Raw genomic sequence first — 13,959 nt, forward strand, 5'->3', positions numbered from 1 at the left:
CTTTCCTCCCTCAGCGCGCCTTGGGCCCCACCAGGCCCAGGGCCAGCGCGATGCCGACCAGCACGATGGCGCCACCGGCCACCATCTGGGCCGTGATGGCCTCCTGCAGGAAGATGGCGCCCCACAGGATGGCGAACAGCGGGATCAGGAAGGTGACCGACACCGCATTGGTCGGCCCGACCCGGCTCATCAGGCGAAAATACAGGATGTAGGCCAGGGCCGTGCACAGGCCGGCCAGGGCCAGGGCGGCGCCCCAGGCGCCACCGCTGGGCATGGCCGCGGGCCAGAGCCAGGCGGCCGGCAAGGCCAGCAGCAGCGCCGCGGCGAACTGGCTGCCCGTGGCGACGGCCAGCGGCGACGCGCCGGTCAGGTAGCGCTTGGTCGCGTTTGCCGCGACGCCATAGCAGAGCGTCGCCGTCGCGCAGGCCAGCACGGCAAGCAGGCCGGAATGATCTTCTTCGCCGGCCTTGAAGCTGGCCTTGTCCCAGGCCAGGAAGGCCACGCCGGCAAAGCCGATGACGAGGCCGAGCACGCGCCAGGGCGTCAGCCCCTGGCGCAGCCAGACGAAGGCGACGACGGCCGTCCACAGCGGCGTCGTCGCGTTGACGATGCTGGACAGGCCCGCCGTGATGGACAGGGCCGCGTAGGAGAACAGCGCGAACGGGATGGCGCTGTTCAGCGCGCCGACGATGAGCAGGCCCTTCCAGTGCTTGCGCAGTTCGGCCAGGTTGCCGCGCGAGGCCAGCAGCGGGATCAGCATGGCGCTGGCCAGGCCGACGCGCACGGCCGCGAGCGCAATGGGCCCGAACTCATGGGCGCCCAGGCGCATGAAGAGAAAGGACGCGCCCCACAGGGCCGCGAGCAGGACGAGTTCGCCGATGTCGAAAGCCTTCATGCCGTGGCGCCCTCCAGGCTCAGCAAGGCCTTCTTGCGCTCCAGCCCGCCGGCGTAACCGGTCAAGGAGCCGTCGGCGCCAACGACGCGGTGGCAGGGAATCAGTACCGAGATGGGATTGCGCCCCACAGCGGCGCCGAGGGCCCTTGCCGCCTGCGCTCGACCCAGGCGTTCGGCCAGATGGCCATAGGTGTCCGACGCGCCTGGCGCGATCTCCAACAGGGCCTGCCAGACCTCGCGCTGGAAGGCCGTGCCGGCCGGGTCCAGCGGTGGCAGTGTGAAGGCGCGGCCGGCGAAATAGGCCTTGAGGGCGGCTTCGGTGGCCGACAGCACGGCGTCATGACCATCGTCCTCGGGCACGCCCAGCGGCCCGGGGTGATGCTTCTGGCCGTCGAACCAGAGGCCCGACAGGCCGGTGGCGCTGCGCGCCGCCGTCAGCGGGCCGAGGGGCGTCGCGATGCGGCGCTGCAGGATGTGATGGTGGCTCATGAATGTCTCCAGAGGTGCAGGACGGCGTAGCTGCGGAAGGGGCGATAGCGCTCCGCGGCTTCGAGATAGGCCTTGGGCGAGACGAGGTCGCCGCCGGCGCTGAGCGCCTTGCGCAGCACCACGTCGCCGGGCGGGAAGGCATCGGGCCAGCTCCAGCCGCGCATCAGCATGTAGCTGGCCGTCCAGGGGCCGATGCCGGGGATGGCGGTCAACTCCGCCGTGGCCGCATCGGGCGAGCCCTCGCGGCGCGCAAAGGCCAGCGTCGGCCAGGCTTGCGCCAGCGCGATGAGGCTGTCGGCGCGGCGGCCGATGATGCCCAGCGACGCGATGTCGTCGCGGGTCGCGGTGGCGATGCGCTCCGGTGTCGGGAAGAGGCGCTGGCAGCCCTCGGGGGCATCCGGCAAGGCTTCGCCAAAGCGATCGACAAAACGGCCTGCCAGCGTCCGCGCAGCGGCCACGGTGACCTGCTGGCCCAACACGGCGCGCACGGTCAATTCGAAGCGATCCAGGCAACCCGGCAGGCGCTGGCCCGGCACGCCACTCTCGCCCAGGGCCGTGGCGATGGTCTCGGGGTCGGCATCCAGGTCCAGCCAGCGCCGCAGCAGCGGCAACAGCGAGCCGACGGCAGGCCACAGCGTGGGCGAGAGCTCGACGCCGACCTCGCCCGGCTTGTCGAAGCGCACGCGCAGCCAGCCGGCATGGCGGTCACCGGCATGCATCAGGGCCAGGCTGCGCGTGACGCCGCCCTCCCCCACGCTTTCGACACCGGCGATGGCGCGTGGCGCCAGGAAGGCGAGGACGCCGGCCACGTCATAGGGTTGGCGGTAGCTCAGCCGCAGCCGGGACATGGACGCCGCCCCGCCGCCCTCCCGGCGCAGGGCCGTGGGCTGCAGGCGGTAATGCTCGATGAAGGCGGCATTGAAGCGGCGCAGGCTGGCGAAACCGGCCGCGAAGGCGATCTCGCTGACGGGCAGCGTGCTGTCGGTCAGCAGGGCCTTGGCGAGCAAGAGGCGGCGTGTCTGCAGGTATTGCAGCGGCGAGACGCCATGCTCGGCCTGGAAGATGCGGCGCAGGTGGCGGCTCGTGATGCCGAGATGGGCCGCCAGGTCTTCGACGCTGGCTTCGGCGTCGTCGCAGGCGTCCAGCCAGGCGGCGGCCTGCTGGGCGAGCGTGCGCGAGGCGTCCATCGTCGTCCATGGCAGGGCGCGCGGCGCCAGTTCGGGCCGGCACTTCATGCAGGGCCGAAAGCGTTCGGCCTCGGCCTGGGCGGCCGTCGAGAAGAAGCGGCAGTTCTCCCGCCGCGGCAGGCGGACACGGCAGACGGGGCGGCAGTAGATGCCGGTCGACGTGACGCCGACGTAGAGCCGGCCGTCGAAGCGGACGTCGTGCGACTGGAGCACGGCGTAGGCGGCTTCGGGGGGCAGGAGTTCGGAGGACATGCAGCCAGTCTAGGCCGCGGCCCTGCCAGATCCTGGCAGTTTTCGGACATGCCCCTAAAGGCCGGCGCCTGGCTCAGTGGATGTAACGGCGACGGATGCGGGCGACCGTGCCGTCTTCCTCCAGTTGGCGGAAGGCGCCCACCCAGCGCTGCGCCTCCGCGGCATCCAGGTTCGGCGAGGCCGCCAGGTAGAGCGTCGCCTCGCCCAGCGTCGTCTGCAGGACGAACAGCATGCGGGGCTGGGCGTACTGGTCCATCGCCGACTCGAGCATGGGCGTGCCGGCATAGACGGCATCCAGTGCATGCCCGCGCAACTGGCGCAGCAGGTCGCGGTAGTCCTTGGACTCGATGAGGGTCGTGAACCCCTCGGCCCGCAGATTGGCCGCGATGGGCGAGCCGCGCAGCACGCCGACGCGCATGCCGCGCAATTGGTCGAGGTCCAGGCGCGATTCGGTCGCGAGGGTGTAGAGGCCATAGCGCACCGTCATCAGCGGGGCCAGCCACTGGAAGCGCGTCTCGCGGTCGGGCGTGCGCGCGAGCGGGAAGACGCCGTAGTGCCCACCCTGCTCGGCCATGCGGACCGCCCGCGCCCAGGGCAGGTATTGCACGGTTTCCGGGCGGCCCAGGCGCTGCGCCATCGCCATCACCAGTTCATGCCCGAAACCGCGCGGCCCGCCGGGCGTCGACCAGGCGAAGGGCGGCAAGTCCCCCGCCACCCATTCCAGCTGCGGCCCAGCCTGCGCCGTGCCCAGCAGGGATGCCGGGGCAACGAGCAACAGGCAGCGGCGTGACAGGGGCATGGGCCGACTCTAGCGCCAGCCCATCGGCCCTACATCGCCTTGAACAGATGGACGTAGGCCCGGCTGACGGGCAGCTCCCTGGCCTGGCCGCGGACGCGCACGAAGAGCCGGCTCTGCTCGTCGCGGCGCGTCCCGGCGAGGTGGTCGAGGTTGATGATGGTGGAGCGGTGCACCTGCCAGAACCGGTCGGGGTCAAGCTGGCCGCTGAGCTCGAAGATGGGCGTGCGGATCAGGTGCTCGGCCGTCGCCGTCTGCACGACGGTGTATTTGTCGTCGGCGTGGAAGAACAGCACCTCTTCGACGGGGATCTGGTGCATCAGCTCGCCCTGGGCGGCGCGGATATAGCGCAGCCGCGCCGGTGCGGCTGCCATCGTCGCCACACCGGGCAGCAGGCGCTTGAGGGTCTCGGCCAATGCATCGTCGCTGGCTGGCGCAGCCTGCTGGCGCAAACGCGCCACGCAGGCCGCCAGGCGCTCGGCCTTCAGCGGCTTGAGCAGGTAATCGACGGCGCGCGCCTCGAAGGCCTCGATGGCGTACTGGTCATAGGCCGTCACGAAGACGACGCGCGTCGCGCCTTCGATGCCCTGGGCCACTTCCAGGCCGGTCAGGCCGGGCATCTGGATGTCGAGAAAGGCCAGGTCGGGCTCGAGCCCGGCAATCGCCTCGGCGGCCTCGACGCCGTTGGCGGCGGTCCTGACGATCTCCAGTTCGGGCCAGGCCTGGGCGAGCTGGGCCTTCAGATACTGGACCAGATGGGGTTCGTCGTCTGCGATCAGGGCTGTCGTCATGAGGTGTGGGTGGACAGAGGGAGCTGGATGCGCGCGAGGGTACCGCCGCCGTCGCGCGGCAGCAGTTCGAGCGTGGCGGAGGGACCGAAGCGGGCCTTCAGGCGCTCGCGGATGTTGTCGACGGCGACGCCATTGCCGCCGCGACGCCTGGGAGCATCGAGCCCTTGGCCGTCGTCGGCCACCTCGATCCACAGCCGGCCGTCGACCCGCCTGGCGCTGACGGTCACCGTGCCGCCCGCGATCTTGGGCTCCAGTCCATGGTGGATGGCGTTCTCGACCAGGGGCTGGGCCAGCAGCGGCGGCAGCGCCACCCCACCGAGATCGGCCGGCAGGGAGAGCTCTACCTTCAGGCGCTCACCCATGCGCAACTGCATCAGGCCGAGATAGGCCTCCAGCATTGCGAACTCCTGGGCCAGCGTCGTCGTGTCACCACGCAACTGGCCGAGGCTGGCGCGCAGATAGTCGGTGAAGCGCTCCAGCATCAGCTTCGCCCGCTCCGGGTCGAAATCGATGAGGCTTTGCACATTGGCCAGCGTGTTGAACAGGAAGTGCGGCTCGATCTGGCCCTGCAGCAGCTTCAGATGGGCCTCGGTGACGCGGGCCTGCAAGGCTTCCTGCTTCCAGCGGGCCCGATACCGCCAGCCCAGCACGACAGAGATCACCGCCGACACGATGAGGAACTGGCGCCAGAAGCCCAGGTTGCCCAGCATCTGCGGCAGGTTCTGGCCCGACCAGATGCGGTCGACGAACCACAGTCCGATGATGACGCCCAGCAAGGCGCAGGCGATCGACGCAACCGAATAGAACATGCCCGAGCGCCAATCGCGCCAGCCCGAAATGGTGTCCAGCCAGCGCTGCGGGGCCAGCTTCTCGAAGCCGCGGAAGCAGACGAAGAAGCTCACCATCACGCAGAAGCTGACGAGCAGATTGCCCGGCACCTGTTCCCGCCACCAGTCGGGCGCCCCCAGGTTGCCGCGCTGCAGCCCTGCCATGACGGCAAAGAAGGTGCCGAAGCCCAGCGTCCAGATCAGGTAGACCAGCAACCTGAAGCGAGCCCGATCGGGCCGGTGCTTCATCAGCACCCGCTGGTGGCGCAGGGCCTGGGCGAATTCCTCGGTGAATGTCATGGAGCGCGAGTGTAGGAAGGGCCACGGGCTTGACCCCTGGATGGGCGACGAATCGACAGCGCAGGCGACAAATGGAGAGCCACCGGCCCTGCCTACAATCCGCCGCGATTTCAAACCCAGTTTTCGAGGGCATTCCATGCAGGTCAACGCAACCATCTTCAAGGCCTATGACATCCGCGGCGTCGTCGGAACAACCTTGGACGAGCAGCTCGCCGAGCACCTGGGCCGCGCCTTCGGCACCGAAGCCAAGGCCCTGGGCGAGAAGGCCGTTGCCGTCGGCCGCGACGGCCGCCTGTCCGGCCCCGGCCTCGTTGCCGCGCTGATCCGCGGCCTGGCCAGCACTGGCCTGGACGTCGTCGACATCGGCGCCGTGACGACGCCCATGCTCTATTACGTCGCCGCCACGCGCATCAAGCACGGCTGCAACTCCGGCATCATGGTCACGGGCAGCCACAACCCAAAGGACTACAACGGCTTCAAGATGGTGCTCAAGGGCGCCGCCGTCTATGGCGAGCAGATCCAGGGCCTGCGTGAGCGCATCGAGGCCGAGGACTACGCCAAGGGCAAAGGGCGCGTCGGCAAGATGGACGTCGGCGCCGAGTACTCGGCTCGCATCGTCAGGGACTGCAAGCTGGCTCGCCCGATGAAGGTCGTCGTCGACAGCGGCAACGGCATTCCCGGCGCCTCGGCACCCGCCATCCTGCGCGCCCTGGGCTGCGAGGTCATCGACATCTTCTCGAAGGTGGACGGTGACTTCCCCAACCACCATCCCGATCCCTCGCGCCCCGAGAACCTCGAGGACCTGAAGAAGATCGTCCACGCCACCGGTGCCGAGCTGGGCCTGGCCTTCGACGGCGACGGCGACCGCCTCGGCATCGTCACCGCCGACGGCGAGATGATCATGCCGGACCGCCAGATCATGCTGCTGGCGGCCGACATCCTGAAGCGCAACAAGGGCGCCGAGATCATCTTCGACGTCAAGTGCACCCAGCGCCTGGCGCCGTGGATCAGGGAGCATGGCGGCAAGCCGCTGATGTGGATGACGGGCCATTCGCTGGCCAAGGCCAAGCTGAAGGAAACCGGCGCGCCGCTGGCCGGCGAGCTGTCGGGCCACATCTTCTTCGCCGAGCGCTGGTATGGCTTCGACGACGCGATGTACACGGCCGGCCGCATGCTGGAGATCCTGAGCCGCGACGCCGACCCGAGCGCGACGCTGAAGGCCCTGCCCAACAGCTTCAACACGCCCGAGATCAACGTGCCGTGCGCCGAAGGCGAGCACCACGAGGTCGTCAAGACGCTGAAGGCGCAGACGACGCTGGAGAGCTTCCCCGGTGCGACCGAGCTGATCACCATCGACGGCCTGCGCATCGAATACGCCGACGGTTTCGGCCTGATCCGCCCGTCCAACACGACGCCCGTGCTCGTGCTGCGCTTCGAAGGCCACACCCAGGCCGCGCTGGATCGCATCCAGCACGACGTGCTCGAACAGCTCAAGCTCGTGAAGCCTGACGCGACCTTCGCAGCCGGGCACTGAACGAATAACGGCCGCAGAGCCGATTCAAACCACACCCCAGGGAGAACCTCATGCCATTGATCGGAGGCCTGCACATCCTGATCGCGCTGTTCTGCGCGGTCCATGTCGTGCGCAGCGGCCAGCAGCTGTACTGGCTCTTCATCCTGTTCGCGTTTCCGCTGCTGGGCAGCCTGGTCTATTTCTTTGCCATCTACCTGCCCAACTCGCGGCTGGACCACGGCGCGCGCAAGGCCGTGTCGGCCGCCGCGCGGGCCATGGACCCGGGTCGTGACGTGCGCGAGGCGCGCATCGTCTACGACGTGTCGCCCTCGGCACAGAACCAGATGCGCCTGGCCGAAGCCCTGCTGAACGCCGGCGAGGCCAGGGAGGCGGCCGAGCTGTACGAGGGCACGTTGAAGGGGCCGTTCGCCAGCGACCCCGACCTGCGCTTCGGCGCCGTGCGCGCCCATGTCGAATGCCAGCGCTTCGACGCGGCGCTCAGCCATCTGCAGGTGCTCAAGGCCGAGCGGCCCGACTACCGGCCCGACCAGGTCCTGCTGCTGTTGGCGCGCTGTTTCGCCGGCACCGGCCGGCAGGCCGAGGCCCGCGAAAGCTTCGAGGCCGCCGTGCGCCAGTTCGGCAGCTTCGAGGCCAATGCCGAGTACTCGATCTGGGCGCTGGCCACCGGCGACGCCGCCACGGCCGCCCGCCTGCAGACCGAGATCGATCGCCAGGTGCAACTCTGGAACCCGGTCAGCCGCGAGCTGAACGCGCCAGTCATGCGCCGCCTGAGGGCCGCGCACGAGCTGGCCCGCAAGGGGGGGTGATGCCTGAGGGCCTCGCGCTGGCCCTGTACGCGACCGCGCTGCGGCTGCTGACGCCGTTCTACCTGCTGCGGCTGTGGCGGCGCGGCGCCAAGGAGGCGCCCTACCGCCATGCCCTGGGCGAAAGGCTGGGCCTCTACAAGGCCGCAGCCCAACCCGGGCGGCTGTGGATCCATGCCGTGTCGCTGGGCGAGACGCGTGCGGCCAGCGCCCTGATCGACGCCTTGCGCGCCCGCGACCCGGCGCTCCGGGTGCTGCTGACCCATTCCACCGCCACCGGCCACGAAGCCGGCCAGGCCCTCCTGGGGAAGGGCGATGCCCAGACCTGGCTACCCTATGACACCCCCGGCGCCGTGCGCCGCTTCCTGCGCCACTGGCAGCCGCGCGTGGGCGTGCTGATGGAAACCGAGGTCTGGCCGACGCTGCAGCGCGAGGCGGAGAAGGCTGGCCTGCCCATGGTGCTGGCGAATGCGCGCCTGTCCGAGAAGAGCCTGCGCCAGGGCCAACGGCTTGCCGCGCTGATGCAGCCGGCCGCACGCCGCATGACGCTGGCCCTGGCCCAGACCGAGGCCGATGCCGAGCGCATCCGCACCATGGGCACAGCTCGCGTTGAAGTGGCCGGCAACCTGAAGTACGACATCGCGATAGACCCGGCCCTGATCGCCCGCGGCCAGGTCTGGGCGGCTTTGCTGGGCCGCCCCGTGCTGATGCTGGCCGTCAGCCGTGAAGGCGAAGAAAAGGCGCTGCTGGACGAGTGGATCCTGCACCCCTCCCCTCGCCCGTTGCTGGCCATCGTGCCGCGTCACCCCCAGCGCTTCGACGAGATCGCCAGCCTCATCGAGGCCGCCGGCCTGACGCTGGCGCGCCGCAGCAACTGGGGCGACGAACCGCCTGAGCAGGCGCTGGCCGCCGATGTCTGGCTGGGCGACTCCATGCGCGAGATGCCGCTCTACTACGGCCTGGCCGGCGTCGCCCTGCTGGGCGGCAGCTTCGAGCCGCTGGGTGGCCAGAACCTCATCGAGGCCGCCGCCTGCGGCTGCCCGGTGCTGGCCGGGCCTCACACTTTCAATTTCGCCGAAGCGACCGAACTGGCCGTGGCGGCCGGCGCGGCGCTGCGCTGCGCCGATCTGTCCGAAGCCGTCGCCCGCGGCCTGGCCCTTTGCGACGACGTGGCGTCCCGCCGGGATATGGCCGCGCGCGCGCAGTTCTTTTCCCGAGCCCACCAGGGCGCGGCCGCCCGCATGGCGGCTGCCCTGCTTTCAAGCAGCACACGATGACTTCAGCACCCCTCGCCGCCCGAACCCGCTGGATGCTGCAATTCCTGTTCGTGCTGTCGGGGTGCGCGGCGCTGATCTACCAGTCCATCTGGACGCATTACCTCGGCCTGACGCTGGGCCATGCGGCCTATGCCCAGACCCTGGTGCTGATGATGTTCATGGGCGGCATGGCGCTGGGCGCCTGGGGCGTCAGCCGCATCACCGCGACGCTGCGCCGGCCCATCGCGCTCTATGCCGGCGCGGAAGCCCTGATCGGCGTTTTCGGCCTGGTCTTCCACACCATCTTCGTCGCCTACAGCGCCTACAGCCAGGACCGCGTGCTGCCAGCCTTGCAGAGCGCCGGTGCGGCCACGGCCTGGCAATGGCTGAGCGCGGCCGCCCTGATCGCGCCGCAGACGGTGCTGCTGGGGGCCACCTTCCCGCTGCTGGCCGTCGGTGTGCTGCGCCTGCCCGGCAGCCAGCAGGGGCAGACCCTGGGCGGCCTGTATTTCACCAACGGCATCGGTGCCGCCGCCGGTGCTCTCATCGCCACCTTCTGGCTGCTGCCCGCCGTCGGCATGCCGGGCGCGTTGCAGGCCGCGGCCTGGCTCAACCTCGCCGTGGCCGCAGCGAGCCTGGTCCTGAGCAAGGCCTGCCGCGAAGGCGGCGCCGTCGTCGTGGCTGAAGCTGCTGACGACGCGAAACCGGCGGGCGCAGGCCGTCTGCTGCCCGCCCTGCTGGTCGCCACCTTCTTGTCCAGCGCCGCCTCCTTCGCCTACGAGCTGGGCTGGGTGCGCATGCTCAACCAGGCGCTGGGCAGCAGCCTGCACAGCTTCGAGCTGATGCTGGCCGCCTTCATTGCCGGCCTCGCGCTGGGCGGCCTGTGGGTCAGGCGCGTGGGCGACCGCATCGCCGACCTGGTGCGCTACGCCGGCTTCGTACAGGTGGCGATGGGCCTGTGCGCGATCGCGTCCGTGGGCCTGCTGGGCAGCGCCTACAACTGGGTACCCTGGCTGCTGCAGGCACTGGCGCGCAGCGGTGCCGGCTACACCCTCTACAACGTGGCCACGGCCGGCATTGCCATCCTCATCATGGTGCCGGCGGCCTTCTTCGCCGGCATGACGCTGCCGCTGTTCACGGCCGCATTGCTGCGCCGCGGCGCCGGCGAGCGTGCCATCGGCCAGGTCTACGCGGCCAACACGCTGGGCGCCATCCTGGGCGTGCTGGTGGCGGCGCACTGGCTGATGCCGGCCCTGGGCGTCGGGTTGATGCTGCTGGTGGCCGCCAGCGCGGATTTCGTCATCGGCCTGTTCCTGCTGCGCGGGCTCAGCCCCGGCCGCTGGACCTTCGCCAACGTCGGCGCCGCGGCCCTCGGCGCCGTCGCGCTGGTCAGCATGCTGCTGTGGGGCCTGCCGGATCCCCTGCTGCAATCCGCCGGCGTCTTCCGCTACGGCAACACCGACACCCGCGGGCGCGAGCTGCTGTTCTACCGGGACGGCGCCACCGCCAGCATCTCGGTCGTGCGCAAGGACCAGCTCTCCATCATCTCGACGAACGGCAAGCCGGATGCGGGCTGGACCGACATCGGCCAGCCGCCCGCTGCCGACGAGATCACCATGCTGATGCTGGGCGCGCTGGCGCTGTCGGCCCATCCCCAGCCCCAGGACATCGCCGTCATCGGCTGGGGCTCCGGGCTCAGCACGCACACGCTGCTGGGCTCGGCTGCGCCGCGTCGCGTCGACAGCATCGAGATCGAACCTGCCATGTGGGAAGGCGCCAAGGCGCTGGGCACGCGCAATGTGCGCGCCTATGCCGATCCCCGCTCGCACGTCCACTTCGAGGATGCGCGGGAATTCTTCGCCCGCGGCCAGCAGCGCTATGACCTCGTCGTCTCCGAGCCCTCCAACCCCTGGGTCAGCGGCGTGGCCAGCCTGTTCACGCAGGAGTTCTACCGACGCGTGAAGAGCAGCCTCAAACCCGATGGCATGCTGGTGCAGTGGGTCCACGGCTATGAGATTTCCGACGCCCTGCTGGCGGAGATGGTCGCCGCGCTGATCAGCGAATTCCCCGGCAGCGAGCTCTATTTCGTCGACTCCACCGACCTGCTCATCGTCGCCCCGCTGGGCAAGCTGGGGCCGCTCAGCGACCTGCCCTGGCGCTCCAAGATGCTGTCGGCGGAACTCAAGCGCGTGGGCCTGCGCTCGCCGGCGGACCTGCAGGCGCGCCGCGTGGGCGGGCCGGCCGTGCTGCGCAGCTATGTGCGCCTGCAGTCGGCGCGCGCTCATTCGGACTACTTCCCGACCATCTCGCTGAACGCGCCGCAGCAGCGTTTCCAGGGCGCCCAGGCCACCTTGCTGCTGCGCCTGGCCACCGCGGGCCTGCCGGTGCTGCAGGTGCTGGACTGCCACGCGGCGCTGCCCGCCGCGGCCCGCCTCGGCCCTGCCGTCAACCATCCCATCCTGGAGGCGCGCGAGCATGCCGTCGCCGCCTTGCAGCGCTTCGAGGGCAGCAACCCCGGCCCCGACCACAGCGGCGACGGGCTGACGCGCCTCGTCGACGCCTTGCAGGCCCAGCGCAAGGGCGCCACGCCCTTCGACGAGGACAGTCTGCTGATCTATGTCGCCAACCTGGCCTACGCGGTGCTCGGCCATGTCGATGGCGCCGACCAGCAGGCACTGTGGGATGTCGCAGCCTGGCGGCGCGCGCGACCCGAGCTGTCGCCGCGGATGGTCCAGCTGCTGGGCTTGTATGAGTCGGTGGCGCGCCAGGATTGGAAGCTCGTGCAGGACAGCGCCCGGCAGTTGCTGACCAAGCCGCCCGGCCCCATGCCAAGCGCCCTCAATGAACAGGTGCTGGTGCTGGGCATGCTCGCAGGCCTGGCCCAGGGCCAGGCCGATGCGGTGGGCAGCTGGGAAGCGCAGTGGGGCGCACAGATCCCGCCGTCCGCGCTCGCGGACGCGCGGCAATTCCTCAAGGCCTGGGAGAGTGGCGGCGAGCGCGCCTGTGCTGCCACTCCAGCGAGGACTCAGCCATGACGACGAGGTATTCGGGCCAATGCCTTTGCGGCCAGGTGCAGCTGGCGGCGCGCGGCGAACCGCTGCGCGTCGGCATCTGCCATTGCATGGACTGTCGCAAGGAAAGCGGCTCGGCCTTCACCTTCTACGCCGTGTGGCCGGCCGAGCGCTTCGAGCACAGCGGCGACACGGCCGAGTTCCACGGCCAGCGCTTCTGCCCCCACTGTGGGGCGCGGCTGTTCTCGCTGGACGCCCAGGAGGCCGAGATCAAGCTCGGCGCCCTGTCGCAGGCACCCACGCCGCTGACGCCGAGCTATGAACTCTGGGTCAAGCGCCGCGAGGCCTGGCTTCAGCCGGTGCCGGGTGCCGAGCAGTTCGACGAAAACCGGCGCTGAAGGCGGCGCTCAGCTGCCCTGGGTCCAGCCGCCACCCAGCGTCTTGATCAGCTGGGCCGTCGCCGCCCACTGCGCGCCGCGCAACTGCGCCAGGGCACGCTCGGTCGCCAGCGGCGTGCGCTCGGCTTCGGTCACGTCGAGGTAGCTGACGGCGCCCTTGTCGTAGCGGCTCCTGGCCACGGTCAGTGCCTGGCCGCTGGAGGCCAGAGTGCGGTTCTGGGCCTCCACCACCACCGCGCGGCCCTGCAGTTCGGCCAGGGCGTCGTCGACCTCGCGCAGGGCCTGCAGCATGCGGCCGCGGAAGCCCGCCAGCGACTCGTCGACCTGGGCCTGGGCGCCCGCCAGGTTGGCCTTGTTGCGGCCGCCCTCGAAGATCGGCAGCGAGATGCTGGGGCCGATGTTGTACAGCCGCGCCGGCGCAGAGATCAGGTCGCCCAGCTCCTTGCTCTGGTAGCCGAAGCTGCCGGTCAGGCGGATCGCGGGATAGAACGCGGCCTCGGCGATGCCGACCTGAGCCGTCGCGGCGTGCAACTGGGCCAGGCTCTGGGCCAGGTCCGGGCGGCGCTGCAGCAGCTCGGACGGCAGGCCGGCGCGGATCTGCGGTGGTGCAGCCATCGGTGAAGCCTGCAGCTTCAGCTCGGCGGCCGCCTGGCCGGTCAGCGCGGCGATCTGGTTCGCCACCAGGGCCTGGCGGCGCGGCAGGTCGGCCACGTCGGCGTCGGCCGAGGCCAGTTCGGCGCGCACGCGCTCCAGGTCCTGCGTCGTCGAGGAGCCTGCGTCGAAGCGAGTCTGCGCAACCTTGAAGGCATTGGCGCGGCTGTCGCGCAGGCGTTGCAGGGCCGTGGCTTCATCGGCCAGCGCGCGCCATTGCCAGTAGGCGGCCGCAACGTCGGCCGTCAGCGCTACGCGGGCGGCGGCGGCGTCGAGGGTGGAGGCATCCAGCTGCGCCTGGGAGGCTTCGGCCTGGCGCTTGACGCGGCCCCAAAGGTCGATCTCCCAACCGATGGAAGCCTGCACGCCGGTCTGCGTGCCGTCGAAGGTGATGGCCTGGCCGCCAAGCACCGGCGTCGTGACCGACTTGGCGGACGTGCGCAGGTTGGTGACGCTGCCGCCGACATCGACGCGGGGCAGCTCGTCCGCCTTCGTCGCGCCAAACACAGCGCGGGCGCGCTCGACGCGCGCCGCCGCGGCGGCCAGCGTCGGGCTGGCTTGCAGGGCTTGAGCTTCCAAAGCGTTGAGCTGGGCGTCGCCGAACATCAGCCACCAGTCGCGCTGCAGCTCGGCGCCGGCCACGGGGCTGGCGGCGCGGTAGGCGGCCGGTGCGTTGGCGGCGGGCGCCTGGTAGTTGGGACCGAGCGTCGTGCAGGCAGCGAGCGCTGCGGTGGCGACGAGGGTGAAAACAGTCTTGAGTTGGATCATGT

The 13,959-nt window shown here is 70.3% G+C and carries 12 protein-coding genes; 5 read left to right on the forward strand and 7 right to left on the reverse strand.

Annotated elements, in window-relative coordinates:
- Window positions 1-10: 10 nt before the first annotated feature.
- From AC1DW3_RS06390 to AC1DW3_RS06415, 6 genes are all read right to left on the reverse strand, one after another.
- Window positions 11-895 (reverse strand): DMT family transporter, encoded by an 885-nt coding sequence (locus tag AC1DW3_RS06390; RefSeq protein ID WP_477929690.1) that lies wholly within the window; start codon window positions 893-895, stop codon window positions 11-13.
- On the reverse strand, window positions 892-1,383 hold the full coding sequence (locus tag AC1DW3_RS06395; RefSeq protein ID WP_477929692.1) for a methylated-DNA--[protein]-cysteine S-methyltransferase: 492 nt from the start codon (window positions 1,381-1,383) through the stop codon (window positions 892-894). The genes AC1DW3_RS06390 and AC1DW3_RS06395 overlap by 4 nt, the downstream gene beginning before the upstream one ends.
- A complete protein-coding gene (locus AC1DW3_RS06400; protein ID WP_477929694.1) occupies window positions 1,380-2,822 on the reverse strand; it encodes an Ada metal-binding domain-containing protein in 1,443 nt (480 codons plus the stop codon). Before AC1DW3_RS06400 ends, AC1DW3_RS06395 begins: the two co-directional genes overlap by 4 nt.
- Window positions 2,823-2,895: 73 nt before the next feature.
- Complete coding sequence (locus AC1DW3_RS06405) at window positions 2,896-3,621, reverse strand: substrate-binding periplasmic protein (protein ID WP_477929696.1); 726 nt, start codon at window positions 3,619-3,621, stop codon at window positions 2,896-2,898.
- A 29-nt stretch (window positions 3,622-3,650) separates the two neighbouring features.
- Window positions 3,651-4,409 (reverse strand): LytR/AlgR family response regulator transcription factor, encoded by a 759-nt coding sequence (locus AC1DW3_RS06410; protein ID WP_477929698.1) that lies wholly within the window; start codon window positions 4,407-4,409, stop codon window positions 3,651-3,653.
- Complete coding sequence (locus AC1DW3_RS06415) at window positions 4,406-5,536, reverse strand: sensor histidine kinase (RefSeq protein WP_477929700.1); 1,131 nt, start codon at window positions 5,534-5,536, stop codon at window positions 4,406-4,408. The genes AC1DW3_RS06410 and AC1DW3_RS06415 overlap by 4 nt, the downstream gene beginning before the upstream one ends.
- A 136-nt stretch (window positions 5,537-5,672) precedes the next feature.
- Between AC1DW3_RS06415 and AC1DW3_RS06420 the strand changes: the two genes are divergently transcribed.
- Genes AC1DW3_RS06420 through AC1DW3_RS06440 form a run of 5 tightly spaced genes read left to right on the forward strand, consistent with a single transcriptional unit; the run spans window position 5,673 to window position 12,538 of the window.
- Entirely contained in the window at window positions 5,673-7,070 is a 1,398-nt protein-coding gene (locus AC1DW3_RS06420) for a phosphomannomutase/phosphoglucomutase (RefSeq protein ID WP_477929702.1), read from the forward strand.
- Between the two features lie 50 nt (window positions 7,071-7,120).
- Window positions 7,121-7,876 carry a tetratricopeptide repeat protein gene (locus AC1DW3_RS06425; protein ID WP_477929704.1) on the forward strand — a complete coding sequence of 252 codons (756 nt, stop codon included), beginning with the start codon at window positions 7,121-7,123 and terminating at the stop codon, window positions 7,874-7,876.
- Entirely contained in the window at window positions 7,876-9,150 is a 1,275-nt protein-coding gene (locus tag AC1DW3_RS06430; RefSeq protein WP_477929706.1) for a 3-deoxy-D-manno-octulosonic acid transferase, read from the forward strand. The genes AC1DW3_RS06425 and AC1DW3_RS06430 overlap by 1 nt, the downstream gene beginning before the upstream one ends.
- On the forward strand, window positions 9,147-12,164 hold the full coding sequence (locus AC1DW3_RS06435) for a fused MFS/spermidine synthase (protein WP_477929708.1): 3,018 nt from the start codon (window positions 9,147-9,149) through the stop codon (window positions 12,162-12,164). Before AC1DW3_RS06430 ends, AC1DW3_RS06435 begins: the two co-directional genes overlap by 4 nt.
- On the forward strand, window positions 12,161-12,538 hold the full coding sequence (locus tag AC1DW3_RS06440) for a GFA family protein (protein WP_477929710.1): 378 nt from the start codon (window positions 12,161-12,163) through the stop codon (window positions 12,536-12,538). The genes AC1DW3_RS06435 and AC1DW3_RS06440 overlap by 4 nt, the downstream gene beginning before the upstream one ends.
- A gap of 9 nt (window positions 12,539-12,547) precedes the next feature.
- On the opposite strand, the gene AC1DW3_RS06445 is transcribed toward AC1DW3_RS06440, so the two are convergent.
- Window positions 12,548-13,957, reverse strand: coding sequence for an efflux transporter outer membrane subunit (locus tag AC1DW3_RS06445; protein WP_477929711.1), 1,410 nt, complete (start codon window positions 13,955-13,957; stop codon window positions 12,548-12,550).
- Window positions 13,958-13,959 lie beyond the last annotated feature (2 nt).

The sequence above is a fragment of the Roseateles sp. P2_H4 genome, from assembly GCF_056403315.1.

Excerpts from the sequence above, each read along its gene's own strand:
- AC1DW3_RS06390 (WP_477929690.1), bottom strand. The coding sequence starts at position 895 with ATGAAGGCTTTCGACATCGGCGAACTCGTCCTGCTCGCGGCCCTGTGG.
- AC1DW3_RS06445 (WP_477929711.1), bottom strand. The coding sequence starts at position 13,957 with ATGATCCAACTCAAGACTGTTTTCACCCTCGTCGCCACCGCAGCGCTC.
- AC1DW3_RS06410 (WP_477929698.1), bottom strand. The coding sequence starts at position 4,409 with ATGACGACAGCCCTGATCGCAGACGACGAACCCCATCTGGTCCAGTAT.
- AC1DW3_RS06420 (WP_477929702.1), top strand. The coding sequence starts at position 5,673 with ATGCAGGTCAACGCAACCATCTTCAAGGCCTATGACATCCGCGGCGTC.
- AC1DW3_RS06405 (WP_477929696.1), bottom strand. The coding sequence starts at position 3,621 with ATGCCCCTGTCACGCCGCTGCCTGTTGCTCGTTGCCCCGGCATCCCTG.
- AC1DW3_RS06425 (WP_477929704.1), top strand. The coding sequence starts at position 7,121 with ATGCCATTGATCGGAGGCCTGCACATCCTGATCGCGCTGTTCTGCGCG.
- AC1DW3_RS06395 (WP_477929692.1), bottom strand. The coding sequence starts at position 1,383 with ATGAGCCACCATCACATCCTGCAGCGCCGCATCGCGACGCCCCTCGGC.
- AC1DW3_RS06440 (WP_477929710.1), top strand. The coding sequence starts at position 12,161 with ATGACGACGAGGTATTCGGGCCAATGCCTTTGCGGCCAGGTGCAGCTG.
- AC1DW3_RS06415 (WP_477929700.1), bottom strand. The coding sequence starts at position 5,536 with ATGACATTCACCGAGGAATTCGCCCAGGCCCTGCGCCACCAGCGGGTG.
- AC1DW3_RS06430 (WP_477929706.1), top strand. The coding sequence starts at position 7,876 with ATGCCTGAGGGCCTCGCGCTGGCCCTGTACGCGACCGCGCTGCGGCTG.
- AC1DW3_RS06400 (WP_477929694.1), bottom strand. The coding sequence starts at position 2,822 with ATGTCCTCCGAACTCCTGCCCCCCGAAGCCGCCTACGCCGTGCTCCAG.
- AC1DW3_RS06435 (WP_477929708.1), top strand. The coding sequence starts at position 9,147 with ATGACTTCAGCACCCCTCGCCGCCCGAACCCGCTGGATGCTGCAATTC.